This window comes from Pseudomonas sp. RW10S2, from assembly GCF_014268985.1.
Taxonomy (GTDB): domain Bacteria; phylum Pseudomonadota; class Gammaproteobacteria; order Pseudomonadales; family Pseudomonadaceae; genus Aquipseudomonas; species Aquipseudomonas wayambapalatensis.
On sequence record NZ_JABWRO010000095.1, the window covers coordinates 1 to 24,217 of the forward strand.

Annotated in this window: 22 protein-coding genes; 17 read left to right on the plus strand and 5 right to left on the minus strand. The window is 63.7% G+C overall.

What is annotated here, in order from left to right; translation table 11 throughout:
• Window positions 1-54: 54 nt before the first annotated feature.
• Genes HU729_RS18905 through HU729_RS18915 form a run of 3 tightly spaced genes read left to right on the plus strand, consistent with a single transcriptional unit; the run spans window position 55 to window position 1,918 of the window.
• Window positions 55-429, plus strand: coding sequence for a septal ring lytic transglycosylase RlpA family protein (locus tag HU729_RS18905; protein WP_186711242.1), 375 nt, complete (start codon window positions 55-57; stop codon window positions 427-429).
• A 60-nt stretch (window positions 430-489) separates the two neighbouring features.
• The gene (locus tag HU729_RS18910; RefSeq protein WP_186668001.1) at window positions 490-1,533 is read left to right on the plus strand and encodes a calcium/sodium antiporter; all 1,044 of its coding nucleotides are present in this window, start codon (window positions 490-492) and stop codon (window positions 1,531-1,533) included.
• A gap of 10 nt (window positions 1,534-1,543) precedes the next feature.
• Entirely contained in the window at window positions 1,544-1,918 is a 375-nt protein-coding gene (locus HU729_RS18915) for a carboxymuconolactone decarboxylase family protein (protein WP_186711243.1), read from the plus strand.
• Window positions 1,919-1,976: 58 nt separating this feature from the next.
• Here HU729_RS18915 and HU729_RS18920 read toward each other — a convergent pair whose 3' ends face one another.
• Together HU729_RS18920 and HU729_RS18925 are read right to left on the minus strand one after the other, a co-directional pair.
• Complete coding sequence (locus tag HU729_RS18920; RefSeq protein WP_186667814.1) at window positions 1,977-3,338, minus strand: amino acid permease; 1,362 nt, start codon at window positions 3,336-3,338, stop codon at window positions 1,977-1,979.
• Between the two features lie 51 nt (window positions 3,339-3,389).
• Complete coding sequence (locus tag HU729_RS18925) at window positions 3,390-4,331, minus strand: AEC family transporter (protein WP_186667812.1); 942 nt, start codon at window positions 4,329-4,331, stop codon at window positions 3,390-3,392.
• A gap of 189 nt (window positions 4,332-4,520) precedes the next feature.
• On the opposite strand from HU729_RS18925, the gene HU729_RS18930 reads away from it, so the two are divergent.
• Both HU729_RS18930 and HU729_RS18935 read left to right on the plus strand, forming a co-directional pair.
• A complete protein-coding gene (locus HU729_RS18930; protein ID WP_186711244.1) occupies window positions 4,521-6,146 on the plus strand; it encodes a phospholipase in 1,626 nt (541 codons plus the stop codon).
• A 14-nt stretch (window positions 6,147-6,160) separates the two neighbouring features.
• On the plus strand, window positions 6,161-6,349 hold the full coding sequence (locus tag HU729_RS18935) for a hypothetical protein (protein ID WP_186667808.1): 189 nt from the start codon (window positions 6,161-6,163) through the stop codon (window positions 6,347-6,349).
• 58 nt (window positions 6,350-6,407) lie between these two features.
• Here the strand turns inward: HU729_RS18935 and HU729_RS18940 are convergent, their stop codons facing one another.
• Together HU729_RS18940 and HU729_RS18945 are read right to left on the minus strand one after the other, a co-directional pair.
• Window positions 6,408-6,968: a response regulator transcription factor gene (locus HU729_RS18940; protein WP_186667806.1), complete on the minus strand. Its 561-nt coding sequence runs from the start codon at window positions 6,966-6,968 to the stop codon at window positions 6,408-6,410.
• Window positions 6,965-8,224: an ATP-binding protein gene (locus HU729_RS18945; RefSeq protein ID WP_186667804.1), complete on the minus strand. Its 1,260-nt coding sequence runs from the start codon at window positions 8,222-8,224 to the stop codon at window positions 6,965-6,967. The genes HU729_RS18940 and HU729_RS18945 overlap by 4 nt, the downstream gene beginning before the upstream one ends.
• A gap of 199 nt (window positions 8,225-8,423) precedes the next feature.
• On the opposite strand from HU729_RS18945, the gene HU729_RS18950 reads away from it, so the two are divergent.
• From HU729_RS18950 to HU729_RS18990, 9 genes are all read left to right on the plus strand, one after another.
• The gene (locus tag HU729_RS18950) at window positions 8,424-9,137 is read left to right on the plus strand and encodes an SIMPL domain-containing protein (RefSeq protein ID WP_186667802.1); all 714 of its coding nucleotides are present in this window, start codon (window positions 8,424-8,426) and stop codon (window positions 9,135-9,137) included.
• A gap of 370 nt (window positions 9,138-9,507) precedes the next feature.
• Complete coding sequence (locus HU729_RS18955; protein ID WP_186711245.1) at window positions 9,508-11,133, plus strand: ABC transporter substrate-binding protein; 1,626 nt, start codon at window positions 9,508-9,510, stop codon at window positions 11,131-11,133.
• A 204-nt stretch (window positions 11,134-11,337) separates the two neighbouring features.
• Window positions 11,338-12,930, plus strand: coding sequence for an ABC transporter substrate-binding protein (locus HU729_RS18960; RefSeq protein WP_186711246.1), 1,593 nt, complete (start codon window positions 11,338-11,340; stop codon window positions 12,928-12,930).
• A 161-nt stretch (window positions 12,931-13,091) separates the two neighbouring features.
• Entirely contained in the window at window positions 13,092-14,471 is a 1,380-nt protein-coding gene (locus HU729_RS18965) for an OprD family porin (RefSeq protein ID WP_186667796.1), read from the plus strand.
• A 69-nt stretch (window positions 14,472-14,540) separates the two neighbouring features.
• A complete protein-coding gene (locus HU729_RS18970; protein WP_186711247.1) occupies window positions 14,541-16,136 on the plus strand; it encodes an ABC transporter substrate-binding protein in 1,596 nt (531 codons plus the stop codon).
• Between the two features lie 72 nt (window positions 16,137-16,208).
• Window positions 16,209-17,219 carry an ABC transporter permease subunit gene (locus tag HU729_RS18975; RefSeq protein WP_186667792.1) on the plus strand — a complete coding sequence of 337 codons (1,011 nt, stop codon included), beginning with the start codon at window positions 16,209-16,211 and terminating at the stop codon, window positions 17,217-17,219.
• A 10-nt stretch (window positions 17,220-17,229) separates the two neighbouring features.
• The gene (locus HU729_RS18980) at window positions 17,230-18,156 is read left to right on the plus strand and encodes an ABC transporter permease subunit (protein WP_186667790.1); all 927 of its coding nucleotides are present in this window, start codon (window positions 17,230-17,232) and stop codon (window positions 18,154-18,156) included.
• 10 nt (window positions 18,157-18,166) lie between these two features.
• Complete coding sequence (locus HU729_RS18985; protein ID WP_186667788.1) at window positions 18,167-19,135, plus strand: ABC transporter ATP-binding protein; 969 nt, start codon at window positions 18,167-18,169, stop codon at window positions 19,133-19,135.
• Complete coding sequence (locus tag HU729_RS18990) at window positions 19,135-20,103, plus strand: peptide ABC transporter ATP-binding protein (RefSeq protein ID WP_186667786.1); 969 nt, start codon at window positions 19,135-19,137, stop codon at window positions 20,101-20,103. The genes HU729_RS18985 and HU729_RS18990 overlap by 1 nt, the downstream gene beginning before the upstream one ends.
• A gap of 167 nt (window positions 20,104-20,270) precedes the next feature.
• Here HU729_RS18990 and HU729_RS18995 read toward each other — a convergent pair whose 3' ends face one another.
• A complete protein-coding gene (locus tag HU729_RS18995; protein WP_186711248.1) occupies window positions 20,271-21,209 on the minus strand; it encodes a hypothetical protein in 939 nt (312 codons plus the stop codon).
• 240 nt (window positions 21,210-21,449) lie between these two features.
• On the opposite strand from HU729_RS18995, the gene HU729_RS19000 reads away from it, so the two are divergent.
• The 3 genes from HU729_RS19000 to HU729_RS19010 all read left to right on the plus strand — a co-directional run bounded on the left by HU729_RS19000 (window position 21,450) and on the right by HU729_RS19010 (window position 24,123).
• Window positions 21,450-22,274 carry a helix-turn-helix domain-containing protein gene (locus HU729_RS19000; protein WP_186711249.1) on the plus strand — a complete coding sequence of 275 codons (825 nt, stop codon included), beginning with the start codon at window positions 21,450-21,452 and terminating at the stop codon, window positions 22,272-22,274.
• A gap of 67 nt (window positions 22,275-22,341) precedes the next feature.
• Complete coding sequence (locus HU729_RS19005; protein ID WP_186711250.1) at window positions 22,342-23,748, plus strand: FAD-binding oxidoreductase; 1,407 nt, start codon at window positions 22,342-22,344, stop codon at window positions 23,746-23,748.
• A 33-nt stretch (window positions 23,749-23,781) separates the two neighbouring features.
• The gene (locus HU729_RS19010) at window positions 23,782-24,123 is read left to right on the plus strand and encodes a cupin domain-containing protein (RefSeq protein WP_186711251.1); all 342 of its coding nucleotides are present in this window, start codon (window positions 23,782-23,784) and stop codon (window positions 24,121-24,123) included.
• Window positions 24,124-24,217 lie beyond the last annotated feature (94 nt).

The following is a 24,217-nucleotide window of genomic DNA, read 5'->3' on the forward strand; positions in this document are numbered from 1 at the left end:
GGCAAGTCGGGGCGCCGACTTGCCCGCGAATGGAAGCACCGGAGAGCACCTGCCTTGCTGAAAAAAAACCTCACCGCCCTGGCTCTTTTCTCTGTCTTGGCCGGCTGTGCCAGCCATGACATCGACCCGCGCGGCTACGACGAAACCGGCACCGCCTCCTATTACGGCTCCCGCCACCACGGCAAACGCACCGCCAGCGGCGAAGCCTTCAACCAGCACGGCCTGACCGCCGCCCATCGCACCCTGCCGTTCGGCAGCCAGGTACTGGTGACCAACCTGTCCAACCAGCGCAGCGTGGTGGTACGCATCAACGACCGCGGCCCACATACCCGTGGCCGACTGATCGACCTGTCACGCGCTGCCGCAGAAAAAATCGGCATGCTCCGTAGCGGAACGGCGCGAGTCCGGGTACAAGGTCTGAGCGACTGACCTGACTGGAGCCCTGCCATTTTCGACCTCGCTACCCTCCCCACCTTCAGCCTCCTGCAACTGGGCCTGGGCCTGGTGCTGTTGGTCATCGGTGCCGAACTGCTGGTGCGCGCCGCCCTGCGCCTGGCCACGCGCCTGCATGTGCGGCCGCTGATCATCGGCCTGAGCCTGGTGGCCTTCGGCAGTACCGCACCACAACTGACGGTCAGCCTGCAGGCGGCCTACCAGGGTGCCCCGGACGTGGCGGTGGGCAGTGTGATCGGCAGCAACATCTTCAATGTGCTGGTGATCCTCGGGCTTGCCGCGCTGATCATCCCGCTACGCGTTTCGCGGCAACTGGTACGCCTGGACATCCCCTTGATGATCGCCGCCAGTGCAGTGGTCTACCTGCTGGCGGCCAACGGCGAACTGGGGAGGCTCGAGGGCGGGCTGTTGTTGCTGGGCCTGCTGGGCTACCTGGGCATGCTCTGGCACCAGTCACGCCACTATGCCCGCACCTATCCGGCGCCCGACGCCGCGCGCCGCAGCCCGGGCCGTTTCTGGAGCACCGTGGTGCTGCAGACCCTGTTCGGGCTGGTGCTGCTCAGCCTCGGTGGGCACTTGCTGCTGGAGGCGGCGGTCGAGGTCGCCACGGATCTGGGCCTGTCCGAGCGGATCATCGGCCTGACCGTGGTCGCGGTCTGCACTTCGCTGCCGGAACTGGCCGCCGCGCTGATCGCCGCCCTGCGGGGCGAACGCGAGATCGCCGTGGGCACGGTGATCGGCAGCAACCTGTTCAACCTCCTGGCAGTGCTGGGGCTGACCGCCTTGACCACGCCCGAGCCACTGACCATCTCACCCAACGCACTGGCATTCGACCTGCCGGTGATGCTCGGGGTCGCCGCCCTGAGCCTGCCCGTGTTCTATTCCGGCTACCGGATCACCCGCGCCGAAGGGCTGGTGTTCCTGGCGCTCTACCTGGCCTACGGCCTGCATGTGGTGGCCTTCACCACCGGCATGCCACTGGCCGGGCGACTGGAGCGTCTGATGCTGTTCTACGTCATGCCGGTGCTGGCGGTGGTGTTGCTGTACACCACGGTTCGTGCCTGGCGCCGCCAACACTGAGGATTACGCAATGACCGACAACAAGAAGGCCGGCGAGCAGGTTCGTCGCCAGGTGATGGGGGACGCTTTCGTCGATCGTGCCCTGGGCAATGCCACGGCGTTCACCCAGCCCCTGCAGGACTTCGTCAACGAACATGCCTGGGGCAGCGTCTGGTCCCGCGAGGGGCTGCCATTGAAGACCCGCAGCCTGATCACCCTGGCGGCGCTGACCGCACTGAAGTGCCCACAGGAACTCAAGGGCCATGTGCGCGGGGCGTTGAACAACGGCTGCACGGTGGAGCAAATTCGCGAAGCACTGCTGCATTGCGCAGTGTACGCCGGGGTGCCGGCAGCGATCGATGCATTCCGCGCGGCGCAGGAAGTGATCGACAGCTACCAGGCCTGAGATCGCACCGGACTCTTCGCGGCTAAACCCGCGAAAAGAACGACGCATCAGCGCAGATTCATCCCCTGGCCTGACGCGCTTTCTTCACCCGGAACGCTACCCACAGCGCAGCGATCCACAGCGGAATCAGCATCACCGAGATGCGCACTGGCGGGGTGAGGTACATCACCACCAGGATCAGCACGATGAACGCCAGGCACAGGTAGTTGGTCAGTGGATGCCCCCAACTGCGGTAGAACGGCGTGACGCCCGCCGCCAGCTTGGCCTTGCGGAACTTGAGGTGGGTGATGCTGATGCTCGCCCAGTTGATCACCAGCGCCGACACTGCCAGGGCCATCAGCAAACCGAACGCCTCCCCCGGCATCAGGTAGTTGATCACCACGCACAGACCGGTGGCCAGAGCCGAAACCCCCAGCGCCACCAGCGGTACGCCGCTGCGGCTGACCTTGAGCAACTGGCGCGGCGCATCGCCCTGGCTGGCCAGGCCGAACAGCATGCGGCTGTTGGCGTAGACGCAGCTGTTGTAGACCGACAGCGCGGCGGTCAGCACCACGACGTTGAGCACGGTGGCGACCACATCGCTGTCCAGCTCATGGAAGATCATCACGAACGGGCTGCCGCCCTGCACCACCTTCTGCCACGGGTACAACGCCAGCAACACGGCGAGCGCGCCGATGTAGAAGATCAGGATGCGGTAGACCACCTGGTTGGTAGCCTTGGGGATGCTCTGGCGCGGATTGTCCGCCTCGGCAGCGGTAATACCCACCAGCTCCAGGCCGCCGAAGGAGAACATGATCACCGCCAGCGCCATGATCAGCCCGGTGACGCCATTGGGGAAGAAGCCACCGTACTGCCACAGGTTGGCCACGCTGGCATCCGGGCCACCATGACCGCTGCCCAGCAGCCAGGCGCCGAAGCCGATCATGCTGACGATCGCCACCACCTTGACCAGGGCGAACCAGAACTCCATCTCGCCGTAGACCTTCACCTGGGTCAGGTTGATGGCATTGATCACCACGAAGAAGATCGTCGCTGTGGCCCAGGTCGGAAAGTCCGGCCACCAGTACTGCACGTAGATACCCACGGCCGTCAGTTCGGCCATGCCCACCAGCACGTAGACGACCCAGTAGTTCCAGCCGGAGACGAAGCCGGCGAACTCACTCCAGTATTGATGGGCGAAGTGGCTGAAGCTGCCTGCGACCGGTTCCTCGACCACCATCTCGCCAAGCTGGCGCATGATCAGGAAAGCCATCAGGCCAGCGATCGCATAGCCCAGCAGTACCGAAGGGCCGGCCAACTGGATGGTCTGGGCGATCCCCAGGAACAGGCCGGTGCCGATGGCGCCGCCCAGCGCGATCAACTGGATATGGCGATTCTTCAGCCCGCGTTGCAACCCCGCGGGCGTGCTCTGGTCTTGCATGAAGTGTCCTTTAGTTCAGGAGGCAGTGTTGTTGTGTTGTGCGGCGAGCATCTAGATCCATCCGCCCCATTGCAAGATGAATATGCCGATATTGGTGGTGATCGCCGCCATTAGCGTCGTGATCACGATGATAGACGCAGCCAGCTCGTGATTGCCATTGGCCGCGCGGGCCATGACATAACTGGCCGCCGCCGTCGGGCTGCCGATGTAGAGAAACAGAATCCCCAGCTCCGCGCCGCGAAACCCGCACAGCCAGGCGCCCAGGGTACCCACCAGCGGCAGCCAGACCATCTTCACCAGGCTGGCATCCACCGCGAGCTTGCCGCTGTCGCGCAGGGCCGCCAGCGACAGGGTGCCGCCAATGCAGATCAGCGCCAGTGGCAGGGTCATCTGCGCCAGGTAGTCGCCTGAAGTCAGCAACCAGTTGGGCAGGGGCACCTGCCCATACGCCATGGGCGTCGCCGCCAGCACGCTGATGATCAGCGGGTTGCTGAAGATGCTCTTGCACAGGCTCCACGGGTCGGATTTCAGGCTCGGGCTGTACACCGCCAGCACCACCGTCGACAGCGAGTTGTAGAGCAGGATCACCAACCCGGCGAGTACCGCACCCAGGGAAATCCCGTAGTCGCCATAGAGGCTGGCCGCCAGCGCCAGGCCGATCACCCCGTTGTTGCCACGAAACGCACCTTGCGTGTAGATGCCGCGGTCCTCTGGCGGGCTGCGCCAGATCGCCAGCCCCCAGGACAGCGCAAAGCACACCAGGGTCGCGAGGATGAAGTAGAGGATGACCCCGGGCTTGACCGCCGTCGACAGGTCGGCGTGATAGATACCCAGGAACAGCAGCGCCGGCATGCAGGTGTTGAACACCAGCGAGGACGCGACCTTGATGAAATTGTCGTCGATCAAGCGGATGCGTTTGAGTAGCACGCCCATGAACAGCATGGCGAAAACCGGGGCCGTGATGTTCAACGTCTGGATGAGAAGGGCGAGCATTGCGCGCGATCCTGAGAAGGTTGCCGATAGGGAGCTAATCATACGTCAGTGCCAGGTGATTGCGTCCGCCATGGATGAAGGATCTGCCCACAAACAGATCTTGACGTAGGAAATTTCCACCCTATTATCAATATAACTGTATATGCATACAGTTAATTAGGACTTTTCAGACATCGCATGGAGCAACCAATGTCAGAAATGCAATCACTGCCCGCAACCGGCCAAGCCAATCTGCAAGTCGCGGACCTCGACCGCTTGTTCGACCCCGAAGGCATCCCCTTGGAGGGGGAGCACACGCACCTGGTGCTGGTGGTGGACGGCCATCACACCATCAAGTACCACCGCCTGCCACCACTCGAAGCACCGAAGCCCACCGGGCCCGAGTTGCGCTTCGAAGGCGGCGAGCACACCGCCATCGGCGACAACGTCCTGCTGCGCTTCACGGCCAACCAACCACCGATCGTGGCGCACCAGTCTCCGCTGCCGTTGCCCAACGGCCTGAGCCTGACCTACGGTCAGGTGGTTGCGCTGGGAGGTGACTTCTACGGCGTGCCGGAACGCCCCATCGCCGATGGAACAACACCCTCCGAGCGCATCGAACGCTTCGTCCAGGCTTTCGACTCGCTGGCCCGCCTGCCCGCCTCCCGTGCCGAAGCCCAGGAAATTCTGGCGGTCATGCAGGAAGAGATCTCGGCGGCCAACCGCGCCATCAAGGACGGCCGTCAACCCCATGAAGCCTATGACGCACTGGGCGACAGCCTGTCGGCGCGCTGGAATCGCATCACCGGGGGCGGTAGCGTGGCTTCGGATCTCCTGCCACTGGGTCGCTACCTGAAACTGGCCGCCAGCAACTGGGACCATTTCGGCCGGTCGGCCCTGCTGGCCTACCAGGCCGGTCACGGCGCAGCACTGCAACAGGCGCTGCGCGCCCGTGACAGCGGCGACGAACGCGACCTGCAACTGGCCTATGCCATGAACGCCTTCGCCGACCACTTCCTTACCGACCTGTTCTCCGCCGGCCACCTGCGTGTACCGCGCAAGGCCCTGGCCGACGCGGTCACGCCGAGCGATATCGGCTCGCTGGTGTCACGCTTCATGCACGACGAGGACAGCAAGTACGGCCTGCGCGTGCGCAATGCCGAAGGCGAGCAATGGCGTGCCTATGGTGACAAGCGTTATTTCGACAGCGTTGATGTGGCCAACCGGCGCCAGGTCGGGCGCGCGGTACAGCGTTCGGCCGACGAAGTGTTCCAGGCCTTCGACAAGGGGCGGGCCGCATCGCCGGAGCAGTACGCCGCCCTGCGTCTGACGCCAGACCTGCAGGCAGCCGAGCAGGACCTGGTCCCCGGCAATTTCGCTGCGCTCTACCGCCAGCAAGGCTCGACGGTACTGCGGCGCAAGAATGTGGCCGACCTCAACGACCGCCAGTACACCAGTGACTGGTGGGGTTGGAGCACCTACCTGCTGCTCAAGGACTACAAACCCAACCGCCCGACGGGCTTCATCGATGCCCCGGCAACTTCACCGACCATCGTTGCCGGCGGCTGGCAGCGCCGCGAGCCGGATGGCCTGAACTGGCGCCAGGGTAATGCCGTGCGCTATGCCTTCAGTGTCGACGATGGCGTCAACGAATCCTACATCGGCCCCTGGAACCCCTATACCGAGCTGGGCGAGCAGTTCCACCCGACCGTGCAGGTACCGCTCGATGCCCAACGTCGTGGGCGCAACCTGTTCCGCCAGTTCCGCGATGGCGCACCGGAGCTGATCGCGCGCCTAGACGGGCAGGCCACCACTTACATCGACCGTAACGCGTGACAAGGAGGTCACCGATGAATATCAGGATCAAACTGGAACTGGCTTCGGGCCAGTCGCTGCAAGGGATGCCGCTGGAGCTGCTGCGCGATGGGCAGGTGATCGGGCGAGCGCAGGTGGCGCGGGAGGGAGAGGTGTCGTTCGCGGTCGAGCCAGGCACAGGTGCGCTGGCGGTGCGCATGGATCGGACGGTGATCGGGGGCTGATTTTCGCGGCGCCTGCTTCACGGGCAAGTCGAAGCAGGCGCCGCGGTCTGTCGTCCGATCAGCGCCGCACCGGCCGCTTCTGCAGCTTGCGCTGCAAGGTGCGCCGGTGCATGCCCAGCGCCCGCGCCGTCGCCGAGATATTGCCTTCGTGCTCGGTCAACACGCGCTGGATATGCTCCCACTGCAGGCGGTCCACCGACATCGGGTTTTCCGGCACCAGGGTATCGAGGTCGGCATGTTCGGACAGCAGCGCCGCCAGCACATCGTCGGCGTCGGCCGGCTTGCACAGGTAGTTGCAGGCGCCGCGCTTGATCGCCTCAACCGCAGTGGCGATGCTGGAATAGCCGGTCAGGATCAGCACGCGCATCTCCGGGTCCAGCTCCAGCAGCTTGGGCAACAGGACCAGGCCCGAATCACCTTCCATCTTCAGGTCGAGCGTGGCGTAGTCCGGCAAGTCCTGCTGAGCCAGGATCAACCCCTCCTCGGCACTCGAGGCGGTGCTCACCCGAAAACCGCGGCGGCTCATGGCACGGGCCATCACCCGGGTAAAGGTGGCGTCATCATCCACCAGCAGCAGGTGCGGCAGCTCTTCGCCTTCGATCTGGTTCTCATCGCTCATCGTTCATCTCCTCGCTTGCCATGGGGCAGGCGCAGCTCGGTCAGGGTGCCGCCCTCTTCATGACTATAGAGTTTCACCGAGCCCCCCGCGCGGGTAACGCTGGCCTTGCTCAGGAACAGGCCCAGGCCGAAGCCTTTGCCCTTGGTGGTAAAGAAGGGTTTGCCGATCGCCTCGGCGATGGCTACCGGTACGCCGGCACCATGGTCGCGGATACTGATCAGGATATCCTGGGCATCCCAGTCCAGACGCACTTCGAGGTCGTTCGGGCAGGCATCGGCGGCGTTGTTCAGCAGGTTGAGCAGCGCCTGGGTGAGGTCTGGTGGCGGAGTCAGCCGCGGCACCTCGCCATCGCGCAGGCGCTGGAAACGGTAACTGGCTTCCGGACGCATCAGGTGCCAGCGATTGAGCGCCTCGTCGAGCCATGCCGTGACATCCTGCTCCTGCACATTCATGCGTCGGTTGGCTTCGGCGGCACGCACCAGTTGCTGCAGCGTCTCCTTGCAAAGCTTGACCTGGTCCTGCAGCACCGCAAGGTCTTCCTGCAACTGCGGATCGGTATGGTCCTGGCGCATCTCGTTGATCAGCACGCTCATGGTCGCCAGCGGCGTGCCCAGCTCATGGGCGGCCCCGGCGGCCTGCGTTGCCACGGCCAGCAACTGTTCGTCGCGCAGGCTATCCTCGCGCCGCTCGGCACGCATCTGCTCCTGGCGGCGCAGTTCCTCGGCCATGCGCGCGGCAAAGAAGGTAATGACAGCAGCGGCCAGGGCGATGCTCAGCCACATGCCATACACCTGCATGGTGTCACGTGCCAACGGCAGCGTCTCCAGCGGGTAGAACTGCACCAGCAGCAGGCTGTAGGCAACCAGCGCAATGCCCGACAACACCAGTGAATAGATCCACGGCAGGGTCACGGCGGCAATCGCCAGCGGCACCAGGTAATAGGACACGAACGGGTTGGTCGAGCCCCCCGAGTAGTACAGCAGGGCGCTGTGGATCAGCAGGTCACAGGCCAGTTGCAGGGCGTATTCCATCTCCGTGACCGGCAAGGTCAGGCGCAGGCGCAAGGCGGTAAAGGCACACAGCAGCGACGACAGCGCGAGCGTTGCCGCCAGCGACAGCCACGGCAGCGGCAGCAGCTCGGTCCAGTAGGCCACGCCCACGGAGCCGGCCTGGGCGGCCAGGACCAGGATGCGAATGATGGTCAGGCGCCAGAGGTTCTGACGGGTGGCGGACATTGGGTGTGCGGGGGCGAGCATGAGCTCTCCTGATGAGTGCTCCAGGACAATCGGCTGGAGTATACCGAAGCCAGGCGCCCCGCTGCAGCAATGCGGCAAAGCGCCACACTCTGTCACAAAGTCATGATGGCATTGTTGAACCCACTACACTGTTTCCGGTCTGATGGGCCATGCGTGGAACGGACGTCATCCCCACGCTTTCTACTTGAAGGAGTCATACATGCACATTTCCCGTCGCAGCGCCGCGTTAGTCCTGTCTTGTGGCATGCTCGCCAGCCTGCCGGCCCTGGCCGCCGACGAGCCGCGCTACAACCAGGTATCGCTGCGCGCCGAGGTCAGCAAGGAAGTGGCCCGCGACCTGATGGTCGTCACCCTGTACAGCGAAGCGCAGAACACCGACCCGGGCAAGCTCGCCAAGCAGATCACCGAAACCATGAACAAGGCGGTCCAGCAGGCCCGCGAAGTCAAGGACGTGAAGATCAGCCAGGGCAGCCGTAACAGCTATCCGGTCTACGACACCAAGGGCCAGAAGATCACCGGCTGGCGCGAGCGTGCCGAGCTGCGCCTGGAAAGCGCCGACTTCCCGGCCCTGTCCAAACTCACCGGTGAGCTGCTGCAGGAACTGAAGATGGGCGGCATGGACTTCTCCATCGCCCCGGCCACCCGCAAGGCCAGTGAAGACGAGCTGCTCAAGGATGCGGTCAACGCCTTCAAGGCCCGCGCCCAACTGGCCACCGAAGCCCTCGGCGGCAAAGGCTACAAAGTGGTCAGCCTGAACCTCAACAGCAGCGGCTACCCGCGCCCTTACATGCGCAGCGCACCGATGGCGATGAAAGCCATGGCTGCGGATGAAGCCGCCTCGCCGGACATCGAAGCCGGCACCAGCGAAGTCAGCATGAATGCCGATGGGCTGATCGAAGTACAGATGCCGTGATCGCGGCTGCGCTCGACTGAGCGACCGGGGCCACCTGCAAGGTGGCCCCTCTCCTGGCCACCGCACCTGTCGCAATGACAGCGGGGGCAATGGTCATCTCCAGCCTGCATCTGAATCTTCCTACGCACTGCTTCAGTGCAACCTACATCTCTTATCGCTTCGAAACATGTTGCAAAATGCCAGCTTTTTTCTTGCGCAAACGTTCAACCTGCGCAAAATTTACATGAATGCGACATCCATGTACGACCGTGCCACATTTCTGGCGCCGACTATCCTGTTGAGTGTTGCAATGGGTACACCCCCTGCATAAGTATACGCAGGTCGGCTCACGAGGCCACCTCAAATCAAAAATGACAACAATGAGGCCACCATGCTCAAACACGCAGTCATTCCGTTCCTGGTAGGCGCAGGCCTGCTGGCTGGCGCCCCTGCAGCCCTCGCCGCGTCCAACCTGGTGTTCTGCTCCGAAGGCAGCCCCGCCGGTTTCGACCCGGGCCAATACACCACCGGAACCGACTTCGACGCCTCGGCCGAAACGATCTTCAACCGCCTGACCCAGTTCGAGCGTGGCGGCACCGCCGTCATCCCCGGCCTGGCCAGCAAATGGGACGTTTCCGAAGACGGCAAGACCTACACCTTCCACCTGCGTGAAGGGGTCAAGTTCCATACCACCGACTACTTCAAGCCGACTCGCGAATTCAACGCCGACGACGTGCTGTTCACCTTCAACCGCATGCTCGACAAGGACATGCCGTTCCGCAAGGCGTACCCCACCGAATTCCCGTACTTCACCGACATGGGCATGGACAAGAACATCGCCAAGCTCGAGAAGCTCGACGATCACACCGTCAAGTTCACCCTCAACGAAGTGGACGCCGCGTTCATCCAGAACCTGGCGATGAGCTTCGCCTCGATCCAGTCCGCCGAGTACGCCGACCAGTTGCTCAAGCAGGGCAAGGCCGCCGACATCAACCAGAAGCCGATCGGCACCGGGCCGTTCGTGTTCAACAGGTACCAGAAGGACGCGCTGATCCGCTACAAGGGCAACAAGGACTACTGGAAACCGGACGACGTGAAGATCGACAACCTGGTCTTCGCCATCAGCACCGACGCCTCGGTGCGCATGCAGAAGCTCAAGCGTGACGAGTGCCAGGTCACCCTGTTCCCGCGCCCGGCCGATATCGAGCCACTGAAGAAGGATCCGAAGCTGCAGATGCCTGAACAGGCCGGCTTCAACCTCGGCTACATCGCCTACAACGTGATGGATAAGATCAAGGGCAGCAACGAGCCCAACCCCATGGCCCAGCTCAAGGTGCGCCAGGCGCTGGACATGGCGGTGAACAAGCAGCAGATCATCGATTCGGTGTACCAGGGCGCCGGCCAGCTGGCAGTCAATGCCATGCCACCGACCCAGTGGTCCTACGACACCACCATCAAGGACGCCAAGTACGATCCGGAAAAAGCCAGGCAGTTGCTCAAGGAAGCCGGCGTCAAGGAAGGTACCGAGATCACCCTGTGGGCCATGCCGGTGCAACGCCCCTACAACCCCAACGCCAAGCTGATGGCCGAGATGCTGCAATCGGACTGGTCCAAGATCGGCATCAAGGCCAAGATCGTCAGCTACGAATGGGGCGAATACATCAAGCGTTCCAAGGGCGGCGAAAACGGCGCCATGCTGATTGGCTGGAGCGGCGACAACGGTGACCCGGACAACTGGCTCGGCACCCTGTTCGGCTGCGACGCACTGGAGGGCAACAACTTCTCCAAGTGGTGCTACAAGCCCTATGACGACATCATCAAGCAGGCCAAGGCCACCTCCGACCAGGCCAAGCGCACCGAGCTGTACAAGCAGGCGCAGCACATCATCAAGGAGCAGGTGCCGATGACCCCCATCGCCCACTCCACGGTCTATCAGCCGATGAGTGCGAAAGTGAAGGACTTCAAGATCAGTCCGTTCGGACTGAACTCCTTCTATGGCGTAAGCGTGGAGAAATAGCGCCCAGCCAGCCCCGCCATGTGACGGGGCTGGCATGGGCTCGGCGAATTGTCGAAATTTCTCGGCAACATTCAGAAGTTTCTTACGCCACTAGACATATTCATTACCTGTCTCGCCCTTCCTGATGCCGCTAACGTCAGGAACGGGCTTCTGTTGCCGCCTGTTCAGTACGCGGCAGCGCAAACAGATGAGGAAAGGATCGCCATGCGCCGTACCACACTACTCGGCACCATGCTGGGCCTGGGCCTGCTCGGCCAGGCCATCGCTGCCCAGGCCAACAACCTCGTGTTCTGCTCCGAAGGCAGCCCGGCTGGCTTCGACACCGCCCAATACACCTCGGCCACCGACAACGACGCCGCCGAGCCCCTGTACAACCGCCTGGTCGAATTCGAGCGTGGCGGCACCGCTGTGCAGCCAGGCCTGGCCACCGACTGGCAGGCGTCCGAGGACGGCCTGCGCTACACCTTCCACCTGCGGCCTGGGGTGAAGTTCCACCACAACAAGGACTTCAAGCCCACCCGCGACTTCAACGCCGACGACGTGCTGTTCACCTTCAATCGCATGCTCGACAAGGAGCATCCGTTCCGTAAGGCCTACCCCACCGAGTTCCCCTACTTCATCAGCATGGGCCTGGACAAGAACATCGCCAAGGTCGAGAAAACCGACCCGCTCACGGTGGTTTTCACCCTCAACAAGGTCGATGCCGCGTTCATCCAGAACATCGCCATGGCCTTCGCGTCCATCCTCTCCGCCGAATACGCCGAGCACCTGTTGGCGACCGGCAGGCCCAGCGATATCAACCAGAAGCCGATCGGCACCGGCCCGTTCGTGTTCCAGCGCTACCAGAAGGACTCGCAGATCCGCTTCAAGGGCAACAAGGACTACTGGGCACCTGACCGGGTGAAGATCGACAACCTGGTGTTCTCTATCAACATCGACCCTTCGGTGCGTATCCAGAAACTGCGCCGCAACGAGTGCCAGGTCACCCTTCATCCACGCCCGGCCGATCTCCCTGCGCTCAAGCAGGACGGCAAGCTGCAGATCATGACGCAGCCCGGCTTCAACCTCGGCTACATCGCCTACAACACCCAGCATCCACCGTTCGATCGACTTGAAGTGCGCCAGGCGATGGACATGGCGGTCAACAAGCAGGCGATCATCCAGGCGGTCTACCAGGACGCCGGGCAAGTGGCAGTCAACGCCATGCCGCCCACCCAATGGTCCTACGACGATACGCTCAAGGACGCGCCGTTCGATCCGCAAAAAGCCAAGCAGTTGCTGGAGCAGGCCGGGGTCAAGCCAGGCACGGAAATCACCCTCTGGGCCATGCCGGTGCAACGCCCCTACAACCCCAACGCCAAGCTCATGGCTGAAATGCTCCAGGCCGACTGGAGCAAGCTCGGCTTCAAGGTCCGTATCGTCAGCTACGAATGGGGCGAATACCTCAAGCGCATGAAAAATGGCGAACACGACATCGCCCTGATCGGTTGGACCGGCGACAACGGTGACCCGGACAACTGGCTCGGCACCCTGTTCAGTTGCGATGCCATTGGCAGCAACAACTACTCGCAGTGGTGCGACAGCCAGTACGACGAACTGGTCAAGAAGGCCAAGCAGGTCACCGACCGCGAACAGCGCACCCACCTCTACCAGCAGGCCCAGCAACGCCTCAAGCAGCAGGTACCGATTACCCCGGTGGCCCATTCGACGGTCAACCAACCCCTCAGCATCAGTGTGAAAGACTTCAAGGTCAGCCCCTTCGGACGCAACGTTTTCTCCGGCGTCAGCATCGATTGACCCTGTATCGCCAGACCGGGAGTACCCCCCACTCCCGCGACCGCGTGCAGCCCGGATTTGCCTGGCAATCCCAGGTGAACACCCGCAGTACCGCGTCACCGAGCCAAGCCCGACCCACAAGATCGGGCCACAGATATAAGAATAGAAAGGGAGCTTTAACCTTGAAACGAACCACCAAAACCGCGCTGGCCCTATCCATCGGCGCCTTCTGCGCCGCCGCCCAGGCAGAACCTGTCAGCCAGGACTTCTACCCGCTGAGCCTCAAGTCAGGCAGTGAGCAGGCCGATGCATCAGGCTTCTTCGAAGGCCAGAGCCTGAGCGGCAGCACCCGCAACTGGTACGCCCGCGAACGCGCCACCCGTGCGCCGCTGTGGAAGTACTACAAGAGCGACGGCACCCGCCACGACACCCACAGCCGTGACAACTGGGTACAGGGCACCATCCTCAACTACAGTTCGGGCTTTACTCAGGGCACCGTGGGCTTCGCCACCGAAGTCGCCGCCTACAACGCCATCGCCCTCGAGCGTGGTCGCGCAGCGATTGCCGGGCCGAACAACCGCACCCTGACCCATAGCGATGGCGACCCTGTCGGCCAGTGGAGCAAGGCGGGCCTGGCCAACGTCAAGGCGCGCATCTCCAACACCACCCTCACCGTCGGCCGTCAGTCCCTGGACACGCCGATGATCGCCTACATCGGCAACCGTGCCCTGCCTTCGAGCTTCCAGGGCGTGGCGTTGCACAGCGCCGAATTCGACAACCTGTCGTTCGACATCGGCACCTTCGACCGCGTCTCGCCGCGTACCGAACAGAGCCTGAGCAAATTCCGCTCCGAATACAGCGCCACCGGCGTGGAAACCGACCGTGCCAGCACCGCCGGTATCAACTACCAGCCGTTCAAGAGCCTGACCACCAGCCTGTACGCCACCAAGGTCGACGACTTCTGGAACCAGTACTACTTCGGTGCCAACCACGTGCTGGGTGACAGCGCGGTGCTGAGCCTGACCACCGGCCTGAACTACTACAAGACGGTCGATGCCGGCAGCAAGAAGATGGGCGAGATCGACAACGACACCTACAGCCTGTCGTTCGGCCTCACCCACCAGGCGCACACGCTCACCGCCTCCTGGCAGCAGGTCAACGGCAACGAGTACTTCGACTACCTGCACGAAACCAACGGTATCTACCTGGCCAACTCCCTGCTGTCGGACTTCAACGGCCCGAACGAGAAATCCCTGCAGATTTCCTACGTGCTGAACATGGCCCAGTACGGCGTGCCAGGTCTGAAGTTCAACCTGTACAACGCCCGCGGCTGGGGCATCGACGGTACCCACTACCGCGGTACCGCCTACGACGTGCGTGGCATGGATGGCGAGACCCACTACGAGTGGGGCATCGGCACCAGCTATGCGGTGCAGAGCGGCATGCTGAAGGACACCAGCATCCGCGCCACCTATACCGCCCACCGCGCGAGCAAGGCCCAGGCCGACGGCAGCCTGGACGAGCTGCGCATCGTGACCACCATTCCGTTCAACATTCTCTGACCGCCACGGTCACGGCCCGGGCTTTCCGGGCCGTGACGTCTACGCTGGAGTCATTCGCAGGGAGGTTCCATGAAATCGCTACCGCTACGCGCTGCCCTGGCAGCGATCATCCTGGGCGCCGCCGGCAACCTCGCGGCCAAGCCCCTGGTGGTGTGCACCGAAGCCAGCCCCGAAGGTTTCGATATCGTCCAGTACACCACCGCGGTCACCGCCGACGCCTCGGCCGAAACCGTGTTCAACCGCCTGGTCGACTTCAAGCCCGGCACCACCGATATCCAGCCGGCGCTGGCCGATAGCTGGGACGTCAGCGCCGACGGCCTGACCTACACCTTCCACCTGCGCAAGGGCGTGAAGTTCCACACCACCGACTACTTCACTCCCACCCGTGACTTCAATGCCGACGACGTGCTGTGGAGCCTGAACCGCCAGTTCGATGCCAAGCACCCATGGCACGACAAGACCAGCGTCGGCTACCCCTATTTCGAGAGCATGGCCTTCGGGCAACTGCTCAAGTCGGTGAGCAAGACCGACGACCACACCGTGGTGATCACCCTGACCCGCCCGGAAGCGCCGTTCCTGCGTGACCTGGCCATGGCCTTCACCTCGATCTACTCCGCCGAGTACGGCGACCAGTTGCTCAAGGCCGGCAAGACCGGCGACCTGAACAGCAAGCCGATCGGCACCGGTCCGTTCGTGTTCCAGCGCTACAACAAGGACGCCCAGGTCCGCTTCAAGGCCAACCCCGACTACTTCCGCGGCAAGCCGCCCAGCGACACGCTGGTGTTCGCCATCGCCACCGACAACAACGTGCGCCTGCAGAAGCTACGGGCCAACGAATGCCAGATCGCCCTGTACCCCAAGCCCGACGACGTCCCGGCGATCAAGACCGATCCCAAGCTCAAGGTCGCCGAGATCGAAGCCCTGGTGACCGGCTACATCGCCATGAACACCGAGCACAAGTACCTTAGCGACGTGCGCGTGCGCAAGGCGATCAACATCGCCTTCGACCGCCAGACCCACGTCGACCAGTTGTTCGGCAAGGGCAACGCGCTGGTCGGGGTCAACCCCTACCCGCCGACCATGATCGGCTACAACACCGCCAACAAGAATCCGCCGCGCGACCTCGACAAGGCCCGCGCCCTGCTCAAGGAAGCCGGCGTTCCCGAAGGCACCGTCATCACCCTGTTCACCCGCAACGGTGGCGGCCCGACCAACCCCAATCCACGCCTTTCGGCAGAGATGCTGCAGGCCGACCTTGCCAAGATCGGGCTCAAGCTCGACATCCGCGTGATGGAATGGGCCGAGATGCTGCGCCGCGCCAAGAAGGGTGAAGCAGACCTGGTCTCCGCCGGCTGGGCCGGCGACAACGGTGACCCGGACAACTTCCTGACCCCGATGCTCAGTTGCGATGCCGCCAAGACCGGCGAGAACTATGCGCGCTGGTGCAACCCTAAGTTCCAGGAACTGATCACCCGTGCCCGCGAGATCATCGACAACGATGAACGCGCCAAGCTCTATAGCGAGGCGCTGGCGGTGTACGATGAGGATCAACCGTGGATCAGCATGGCCCACCCGAAGATGTTCACGGCCATGCGCGACAACGTAGAGGGATATGTCATCAACCCTCTGACCAATAACAACTTCGCCACCACCAAGGTGAAGTAGAAGAAAAACATGACCGCCGGCCTCTGCAAGGGCCGGCGGCTGCCTTGACCGGCCGATGAGGTACCTCCGACGATGTTGAGTTTTATTGCCCGGCGCCTGGGCCTGCTGATACCGACCTTCTTCGGTATCACCCTGCTGACCTTCGCGCTCATACGCCTGATCCCCGGCGACCCGGTGGAAGTGATGATGGGCGAGCGCAGGGTCGACCCTGAAATGCACGCCCAGGCCATGGAACGCCTTGGCCTGAACAAACCCCTGCCGGCCCAGTACATGGACTACATCGGCAAGCTTGCCCAAGGCGATCTCGGCGAATCGCTGCGCTCGCGCGAGAGCGTGTGGAAAGAGTTCACCACGCTGTTCCCCGCCACCCTGGAGCTGGCGTTCTGCGCGTTGATCTTCGCCGGCGTCTTCGGCCTGCTGGCCGGGGTGATCGCGGCGCTCAAGCGCGGATCCTTGTTCGACCATGGGGTGATGGGCGTCTCGCTCGCCGGCTACTCCATGCCCATTTTCTGGTGGGGCCTGATCCTCATCATGTTCTCGTCGGTGAGCATGGGCTGGACACCCGTGTCCGGGCGCATCGACCCGCTGTACGACGTCGAGCCGGTGACCGGTTTCATGCTGATCGACACCTTGCTGGTGGGCGATGAAGGCTCGTTCAAGGATGCCTTCATGCACCTGATCCTGCCGACCATCGTGCTCGGCACCATCCCGCTGGCGGTGATCGCCCGCATGACCCGCTCCTCGATGCTCGAAGTGCTGCGCGAAGACTACATTCGTACCGCCCGCGCCAAGGGCCTGTCGCCGGCCCGCGTGGTCTTCGTGCACGGCCTGCGCAATGCGCTGATCCCTGTGCTGACGGTGTTCGGTCTGCAGGTCGGCACCTTGCTCGCAGGTGCCGTGCTCACCGAAACCATCTTCTCCTGGCCGGGCATCGGCAAATGGCTGATCGAAGCCATTGGCGCCCGTGACTACCCCGTGGTCCAGAACGGTATCCTGTTGATCGCCTGCCTGGTGATCCTGGTCAACTTCGTCGTGGACATCCTCTACGGCCTGGCCAACCCACGCATCCGTCATCAGCGCTGAGGTCCCCGCCATGACTAATCCGACTTCCAACGCTGTGACCCAGGCTGCAACCGCCGACCACAGCCAGCTCTACCCCTCCCCGTACAAGGAGTTCTGGCAGGCCTTCTCGCGCAACAAGGGCGCAGTGGCAGGCCTGGCCTTCATGTGCCTGATCGTGTTCTGTGCGCTGTTCGCCCCATGGGTCGCACCACACAACCCCAGCGAGCAATACCGCGACTTCCTGCTGACCCCACCAGTCTGGCTCGAGGGCGGCACCTGGCAATTCATCCTCGGCACCGACGAACTGGGCCGCGACCTGCTTTCGCGCCTGATCCAGGGCGCAAGGCTGTCGCTGCTGATCGGCCTGTCGTCGGTGGTGATGTCGCTGATCCCCGGCATCCTGCTGGGCCTGTTCGCCGGGTTCTTCCCACGCTTGCTAGGCCCGTCGATCATGCGCCTGATGGACGTGATGCTGGCCCTGCCCTCGCTGCTGCTGGCCGTGGCCATCGTCGCCATCCTCGGCCCTGGCCTGATCAACACAGTGATCGCCATCGCCGTGGTCTCGCTGCCTTCCTACGTGCGCCTGACCCGCGCCGCGGTGATGGGCGAGCTGAACCGCGACTACGTCACCGCCGCACGCCTGGCCGGTGCCAGCCTGCCGCGCCTGATGTTCGTCACCGTGCTGCCCAACTGCATGGCACCACTGATCGTGCAGGCTACCTTGAGTTTCTCCTCGGCGATCCTCGACGCCGCCGCCCTGGGCTTCCTCGGCCTCGGTGTCCAGCCGCCCACCCCCGAATGGGGCACCATGCTGGCCTCTGCCCGCGACTACATCGAGCGCGCCTGGTGGGTGGTGAGCCTGCCTGGCCTGACGATCCTGCTCAGCGTGCTGGCAATCAACCTGATGGGCGACGGCCTGCGCGATGCGCTGGACCCGAAACTCAAGAACGCCGCCTGAGGAGAGCGCCATGTCACTGTTGCAGATCAACAACCTGAACGTGCGCTTCGGCGACGCCAACGCCGTCCCCGTGGTGGACGGCCTCGACCTGTCGGTAGACGCCGGCGAGATCCTCGCCATCGTCGGCGAGTCCGGCTCCGGCAAGTCGGTGACCATGATGGCCCTGATGGGCCTGATCGACGCCCCTGGGCGCATCACCGCCGACAGCCTCACCTTCGACGGCATCGACATGCTCAAGCTCAGCGGTCGTCAGCGCCGCAAGGTAGTGGGCAAGGACATCGCCATGGTCTTCCAGGACCCGATGACCGCACTCAATCCCAGCTACACCGTGGGCTACCAGATCGAGGAAGTGCTGCGCCAACACCTCGGTCTGAAGGGCAAGGCTGCACGCCAGCGCGCGTTGGAGCTGCTCAAGAAAGTCGAGATCCCGGCCGCCGAAAGCCGCCTGGACGCCTACCCGCACCAGCTCTCCGGCGGCATGAGCCAGCGCGTCGCGATCGCCATGGCGATTGCTGGCGAACCCAAGCTGCTGATCGCCGACGAACCGACCACCGCCCTCGATGTGACCATCCAGGCACAGATCATGGAACTGCTGGTCAACCTGCAGAAGGAGCGCAACATGGCGCTCATCCTGATCACCCACGACCTGGCCGTGGTTGCCGAAACCGCCAGGCGTGTGTGCGTGATGTATGCAGGGCAGGCGGTGGAGGTGGGCCAGGTGCCGGAGCTGTTCGACATCCCCGCACACCCCTACAGCGAAGCGCTGCTGGCAGCGATCCCCGAGCACAGCATCGGCGCCGAACGGCTGGCCACCCTGCCTGGCATCGTGCCCGGGCGCTATGACCGCCCCCAGGGTTGCCTGCTGTCACCTCGCTGCCCTTATGTACGTGACAACTGCCGGGCACAGCGTCCGGCCCTCGATCCCCAGGCCCACAGCCTGGTGCGCTGCTTCTACCCGTTGAACCAGGAGGTGGCGTGATGACTGTCGTTCTGTCCGCCCGTGAACTGACCCGTCACTACGAAGTCTCCCGCGGCCTGTTCAAGGGCCATGCACTGGTGCGCGCGCTCAATGGCGTGTCGTTCGAACTGGAGGCCGGCAAGACCCTGGCCGTGGTCGGCGAATCCGGCTGTGGCAAGTCCACCCTGGCCCGTGCCCTGACCTTGATCGAAGAGCCCTCTTCGGGCTCGCTGCAGATTGCCGGCACCGAGGTCAAAGGCGCTGACAAAGCCCAGCGCAAGCAGTTGCGCCGTGACGTGCAGATGGTCTTCCAGAGCCCCTATGCCTCGCTCAATCCGCGGCAGAAGATCGGCGATCAGTTGGCCGAGCCCTTGCTGATCAACACGTCGCTGAGCAAGGCCGAGCGCCGCGACAAGGTGCAGAAGATGATGCAGCAGGTCGGCCTGCGCCCTGAGCACTACCAGCGCTACCCGCACATGTTCTCCGGCGGTCAGCGCCAGCGTATCGCCCTGGCTCGGGCGATGATGCTGCAGCCCAAGGTGCTGGTGGCGGACGAACCGACCTCGGCGCTCGATGTATCGATCCAGGCCCAGGTGCTGAACCTGTTCATGGACCTGCAGAAAGAGTTCAACACCGCCTACGTGTTCATCTCGCACAACCTCGCGGTGGTGCGGCATGTCGCTGACCAGGTGCTGGTGATGTACCTGGGCCGCCCGGCGGAAATGGGGCCCAAGGAAGACATCTACGAGAAGCCGCTGCACCCCTACACGCAAGCGCTGCTCTCGGCGACCCCGGCCATTCACCCGGATCCGCTCAAACCGAAGATCCGTATCGCCGGCGAGCTGCCCAACCCGCTGAATCCGCCAGACGGCTGCGCCTTCCACAAGCGCTGCCCCTATGCCACGGAGCGTTGCGGCAAGGAGATTCCAGCGTTCAGGCAGGTCGGAACGCGGCAGGTGGCCTGTCACTACGCGGAGCAGTTTCTGTAAGCAGCATGAAGCCGCTACCGTAGGACAACAGTTGCAAGAAGGGCCGCAGTAGCGGCCCTTTTCTATTAGTGCATGAAGATCGCGATCAGAATGATCACCGGGATTGGCACCCCAAGCATCCAGAGCAGTATCGAGCGCATGATGGTTCCTCCAGTCGTGAATTCGAATTAGCGGACAACAGTGGTCGAAGCATGCAGCGCACGGTGGTCTTGCTCGACCCACCGCGCACCGTCACGCAGTCGGCCACCGAACAGGGCTGCGAAGCTGGCGAAGAACGCGCCGCACAGCAAGGCGATGAAGGTCCAGATGGCGGTCCAGGCCGCGACCTTGGCCGCAGTGTCGGCAGCTTCCTGGGCCGCCTGCTTGGCTTGCGCAGCATCCTGACGCGCCTCTTCATAGACTTGCTCGACCCGCGCCTGGGCTTCGGTTTGGGTCAGTCGGGTACGCTGGGCCACCAACTGGGCCAGGTAGGTGCGATCCTCGGCAGCCATCCCGCCATCGGCAGCCAGGCCACGGACCAGGATTCGGCTGGCCACGCCATTGGCCGCATCCTCGCTCACCGCGACCGGACCATCCCCACGGAACAGGCGATCGACGTAGTAACCCATGGGGTCGGCGGCGCCTGACGGCTTGCTCTTGTCATCCGCCATGGAAACGCTGGCGACGGCTCCGGAAGCGGCAGCAGCGCCTGCCGAGGCACCGGCACTGGCGAGTCCGCCAGCAGAGGACACGACCAGCAACGCAGTCACCAGGGTGGCGATGGCCCAGGACAGGAAGCCATGGGCGGTATCGCGGAAATACACCTCGTCACCATGCAGGTTGGCCCACTTCACCCGCAAGCGACCCGCCATATACCCGCCCAGCCCGGAGGCGAGGATCTGGGTAATCAGCAGCCAGACGATGGTGGATATCCCCAGCGCCTTGGCGCTGGCACCTTCGTTGGCCCAGGGAGATGAGGCGGCAAAGCCCAGGCCCGCGCCCAGTATCACGAGGATCAACGACAACGCCGCCGCAGCAGCGGCACCGGCGAAGATGGCGGCCCAGGATACGCCCGAGCGGTTCTGGGCCTCGGAAACAACGGTTGGCAGATCGGCAGTGGTAATCATGATTCGCGCCTTATGAGGGTGAGCAAAACTTCCTTTTTGTTTGCCACTGGATCAGTGCAGCGCGCGTGCCAGTTGTGACAAAAAATGACATCCAACTAAATCAATCACTTAGCTGAAAACCACTTCCTAGGATCGTGCGAATCGCCCGAACCCACCCATTCGAACTGGGCGTTATGCAGTCCCCGCTGCCCTGTGGCTTCTCAGGCCAGGCCGTGCGCCCTTGTCGCCCGGAGCGGCCCGATGCATTATCGGCCCATGACCGCCACTCTCCTTCCAGACGGCCCCGCCCAGACACCGCTCACTGCGGAAGTCGTCATGCGCTACCACTTGTGCTGGAAGCATCGCGACCTGGATGGGGTCATGGCGCTGTATCACCCAGAGATCCAGTACCACGACTTTTTCCAGAACCGCGTGCTCGGCTTCGACGAGCTGCGCGAATACGTGCGCGTCTCGTTGCCGCACGAAGCCGGGGAAGACATCGTCCACAGCGACCGCATCCGGGTCGACGGTTGCACAGCCTTCATCCAGTACCAGGTGACGGTCCAGGGCGGTGAAGGCCTGGTGGCCTTCCAGTCCAGCGAGGCGATCACGGTCAAGGACAACCTGATCTGGCGGGTCAACGAATACGGCACGCTGATCCGCCGCGACGGCAAGGGCGCCAGCGCCTCCGGGCCGCGTCCCGCGACCAGCCGCCTGGGCCTGTCGCCACGGCAACTGAGCACCATGGCCCAGGACCTGGAACATTACTTCCAGGCCCAGCGCCCCTACCTGGACCCTGAGCTGGACCTGCAACAGGTCGCACAGGAGAGCGGCTACAGCCGCAACCAGATCTCCTACCTGCTCAACCAGGTGCTCGGCCAGAGCTTCTACCGCTACGTCAACCAGGCCCGCCTGCAGCACCTGCTCGCCGGGCTCGATGGCGCGGGCTGCAGGGCGCCGATCGACGAACTGGCCTTTGCCGCCGGCTTCAATTCGCTGTCGGCCTTCTACAAGTGCTTTCGCGAACACACCGGGCTCTCGCCCAAGGCCTACGTGAAGCAGATTTCTCTGCGTGCACGCACGTAAGACAGCGAAGCGCCCGCCCTACTAGCATCGCTCCCAGAACCTTGAACGGAAGTGGGAGCAGTACCTGATGCAAGCCTGGCGCACGATCAGCCTCTGGATGGACCAGCTCGACGAGCCGCTCGACGCCCGCCCGTCGCTGCAGCAGGACCTGGATGTCGACGTGTGCATCATCGGTGCCGGCTACACCGGCCTGTGGACGGCCTACTACCTCAAGCGCCAGGCCCCGCACCTGCGCATCGCCATCCTCGAGGCCAACACCGCAGGCTTCGGTGCCTCCGGGCGCAATGGCGGCTGGCTGATGGGCAACCTGCTGGGCGAAGACCGCCTGCTGGCCGCCCTTTCCCCACAGCAGCGCCGCGCCAGCGTCGACCTGCTGCACGCCATCCCCGACGAAGTGCACGGCGTGCTGCAGCGCGAAGGCATCGACTGCGACTACCGCAAGGGTGGCGTCATCTACTGCGCCGCCCGCTACCCCGAGCAGGAGCGCAGCCTGCGCGCCTACCTCGACGACCTGTACCGCCAGGGCATGAACGAGGACGACTATCGCTGGCTCAAGCCCGAACAACTGGCCGGCCAACTGCGGGTCAGCAATGCCTACGGCGCGATCTTCAGCCCCCACGTCGCCACCATCCAGCCTGCCAAGCTGGTGCGCGGCCTGGCACGGGTGGTCGAGGGCATGGGCGTACCCATCTACGAAAACACCCCGGCCAGCGACTGGCAGACCGGTGAGGTGCGCACTGCCCAGGCCAAGGTCCGTTGCCAATGGGTCGTGCCGGCGGTCGAAGGCTACGCCGCCAGCCTGCCGCCGCTGGATCGCCATCAACTGCCCGTGCAGAGCCTGCTGGTGGCGACCGAGCCGCTGCCGGAATCGGCCTGGGAGCAGATCGGCCTGAGCCAGGGCCAGGCCTTCAGCGAAGGCAGCCGCCAGGTCACCTATGGTCAGCGCACCACCGACAACCGCCTGGTGTTCGGCGCCCGCGGCGGGTATCGCTTCGGTGGCCGCCTGCGCGAGGACTTCAGCCTCAGCGACGCCGAGATCGAGCTGCGCCGCTATCTGTTCGGCGAACTGTTCCCCCACCTGAAGAACGTGCGCATCACCCACTCCTGGGGCGGCAACCTGGGCATGGCGCGGCGCTTCCGCCCGCACATGCTGTGCGACCGCCAACGCGGCCTGGCGCTCTCGGGTGGCTATGGCGGCGAAGGTGTCGGCGCCACCAACCTGGGCGGGCGCACGCTCGCGGCGCTGATTCTCGGCCAGCACAACGAGCTGACCGCCCAGCCTTGGGTCCACGACAACCGCCCGCTGTCGAGCCTCGCCAGTTGGCCGCCCGAGCCCTGCCGCTGGCTAGGCTACAACGTGATCATCCAGAGTTTCGTCCACGAGGACCGCACCCTCGCCAACCCGGCCAGCCCGGCCTGGCGGCGACGCCTGGCCAGCGGCCTGGCCGGGTTCATGGAAGGTTTCATGCACTGAGTTGCACCCACTACCACAAGAGATCCTGCAGTCATGAGCATCACCCAGTTCAAGCACACCGACAGCGCCGCGCTGGAAACCTCCAACCCGGTCGCCGTCCCCCTCGGAGAACCCGTCGCAGTGACCTCGGCCACCTGCGTCGAACGCAACGATGGCGTCGAAACCGGTATCTGGGAATGCACCCCCGGGCGCTGGCGCCGGCAGATCGTGCAACAGGAGTTCTGCCATTTCATCAAGGGCCGCTGCACCTTCACCCCCGACGGTGGCGAACCCCTGGTCATAGAAGCCGGAGACGCACTGATGCTACCGGCCAACAGCACCGGGATCTGGGATATCCAGGAAACCGTGCGCAAGACCTACGTACTGATTTTCTGATCCGCTGATCGCCTGCCGTTCTTCGATAACAACAGACAAAGCAAGGTAAACCGGACATGCGCAAACTCCTCCTCGCCCCCCTGATGCTGGCTGC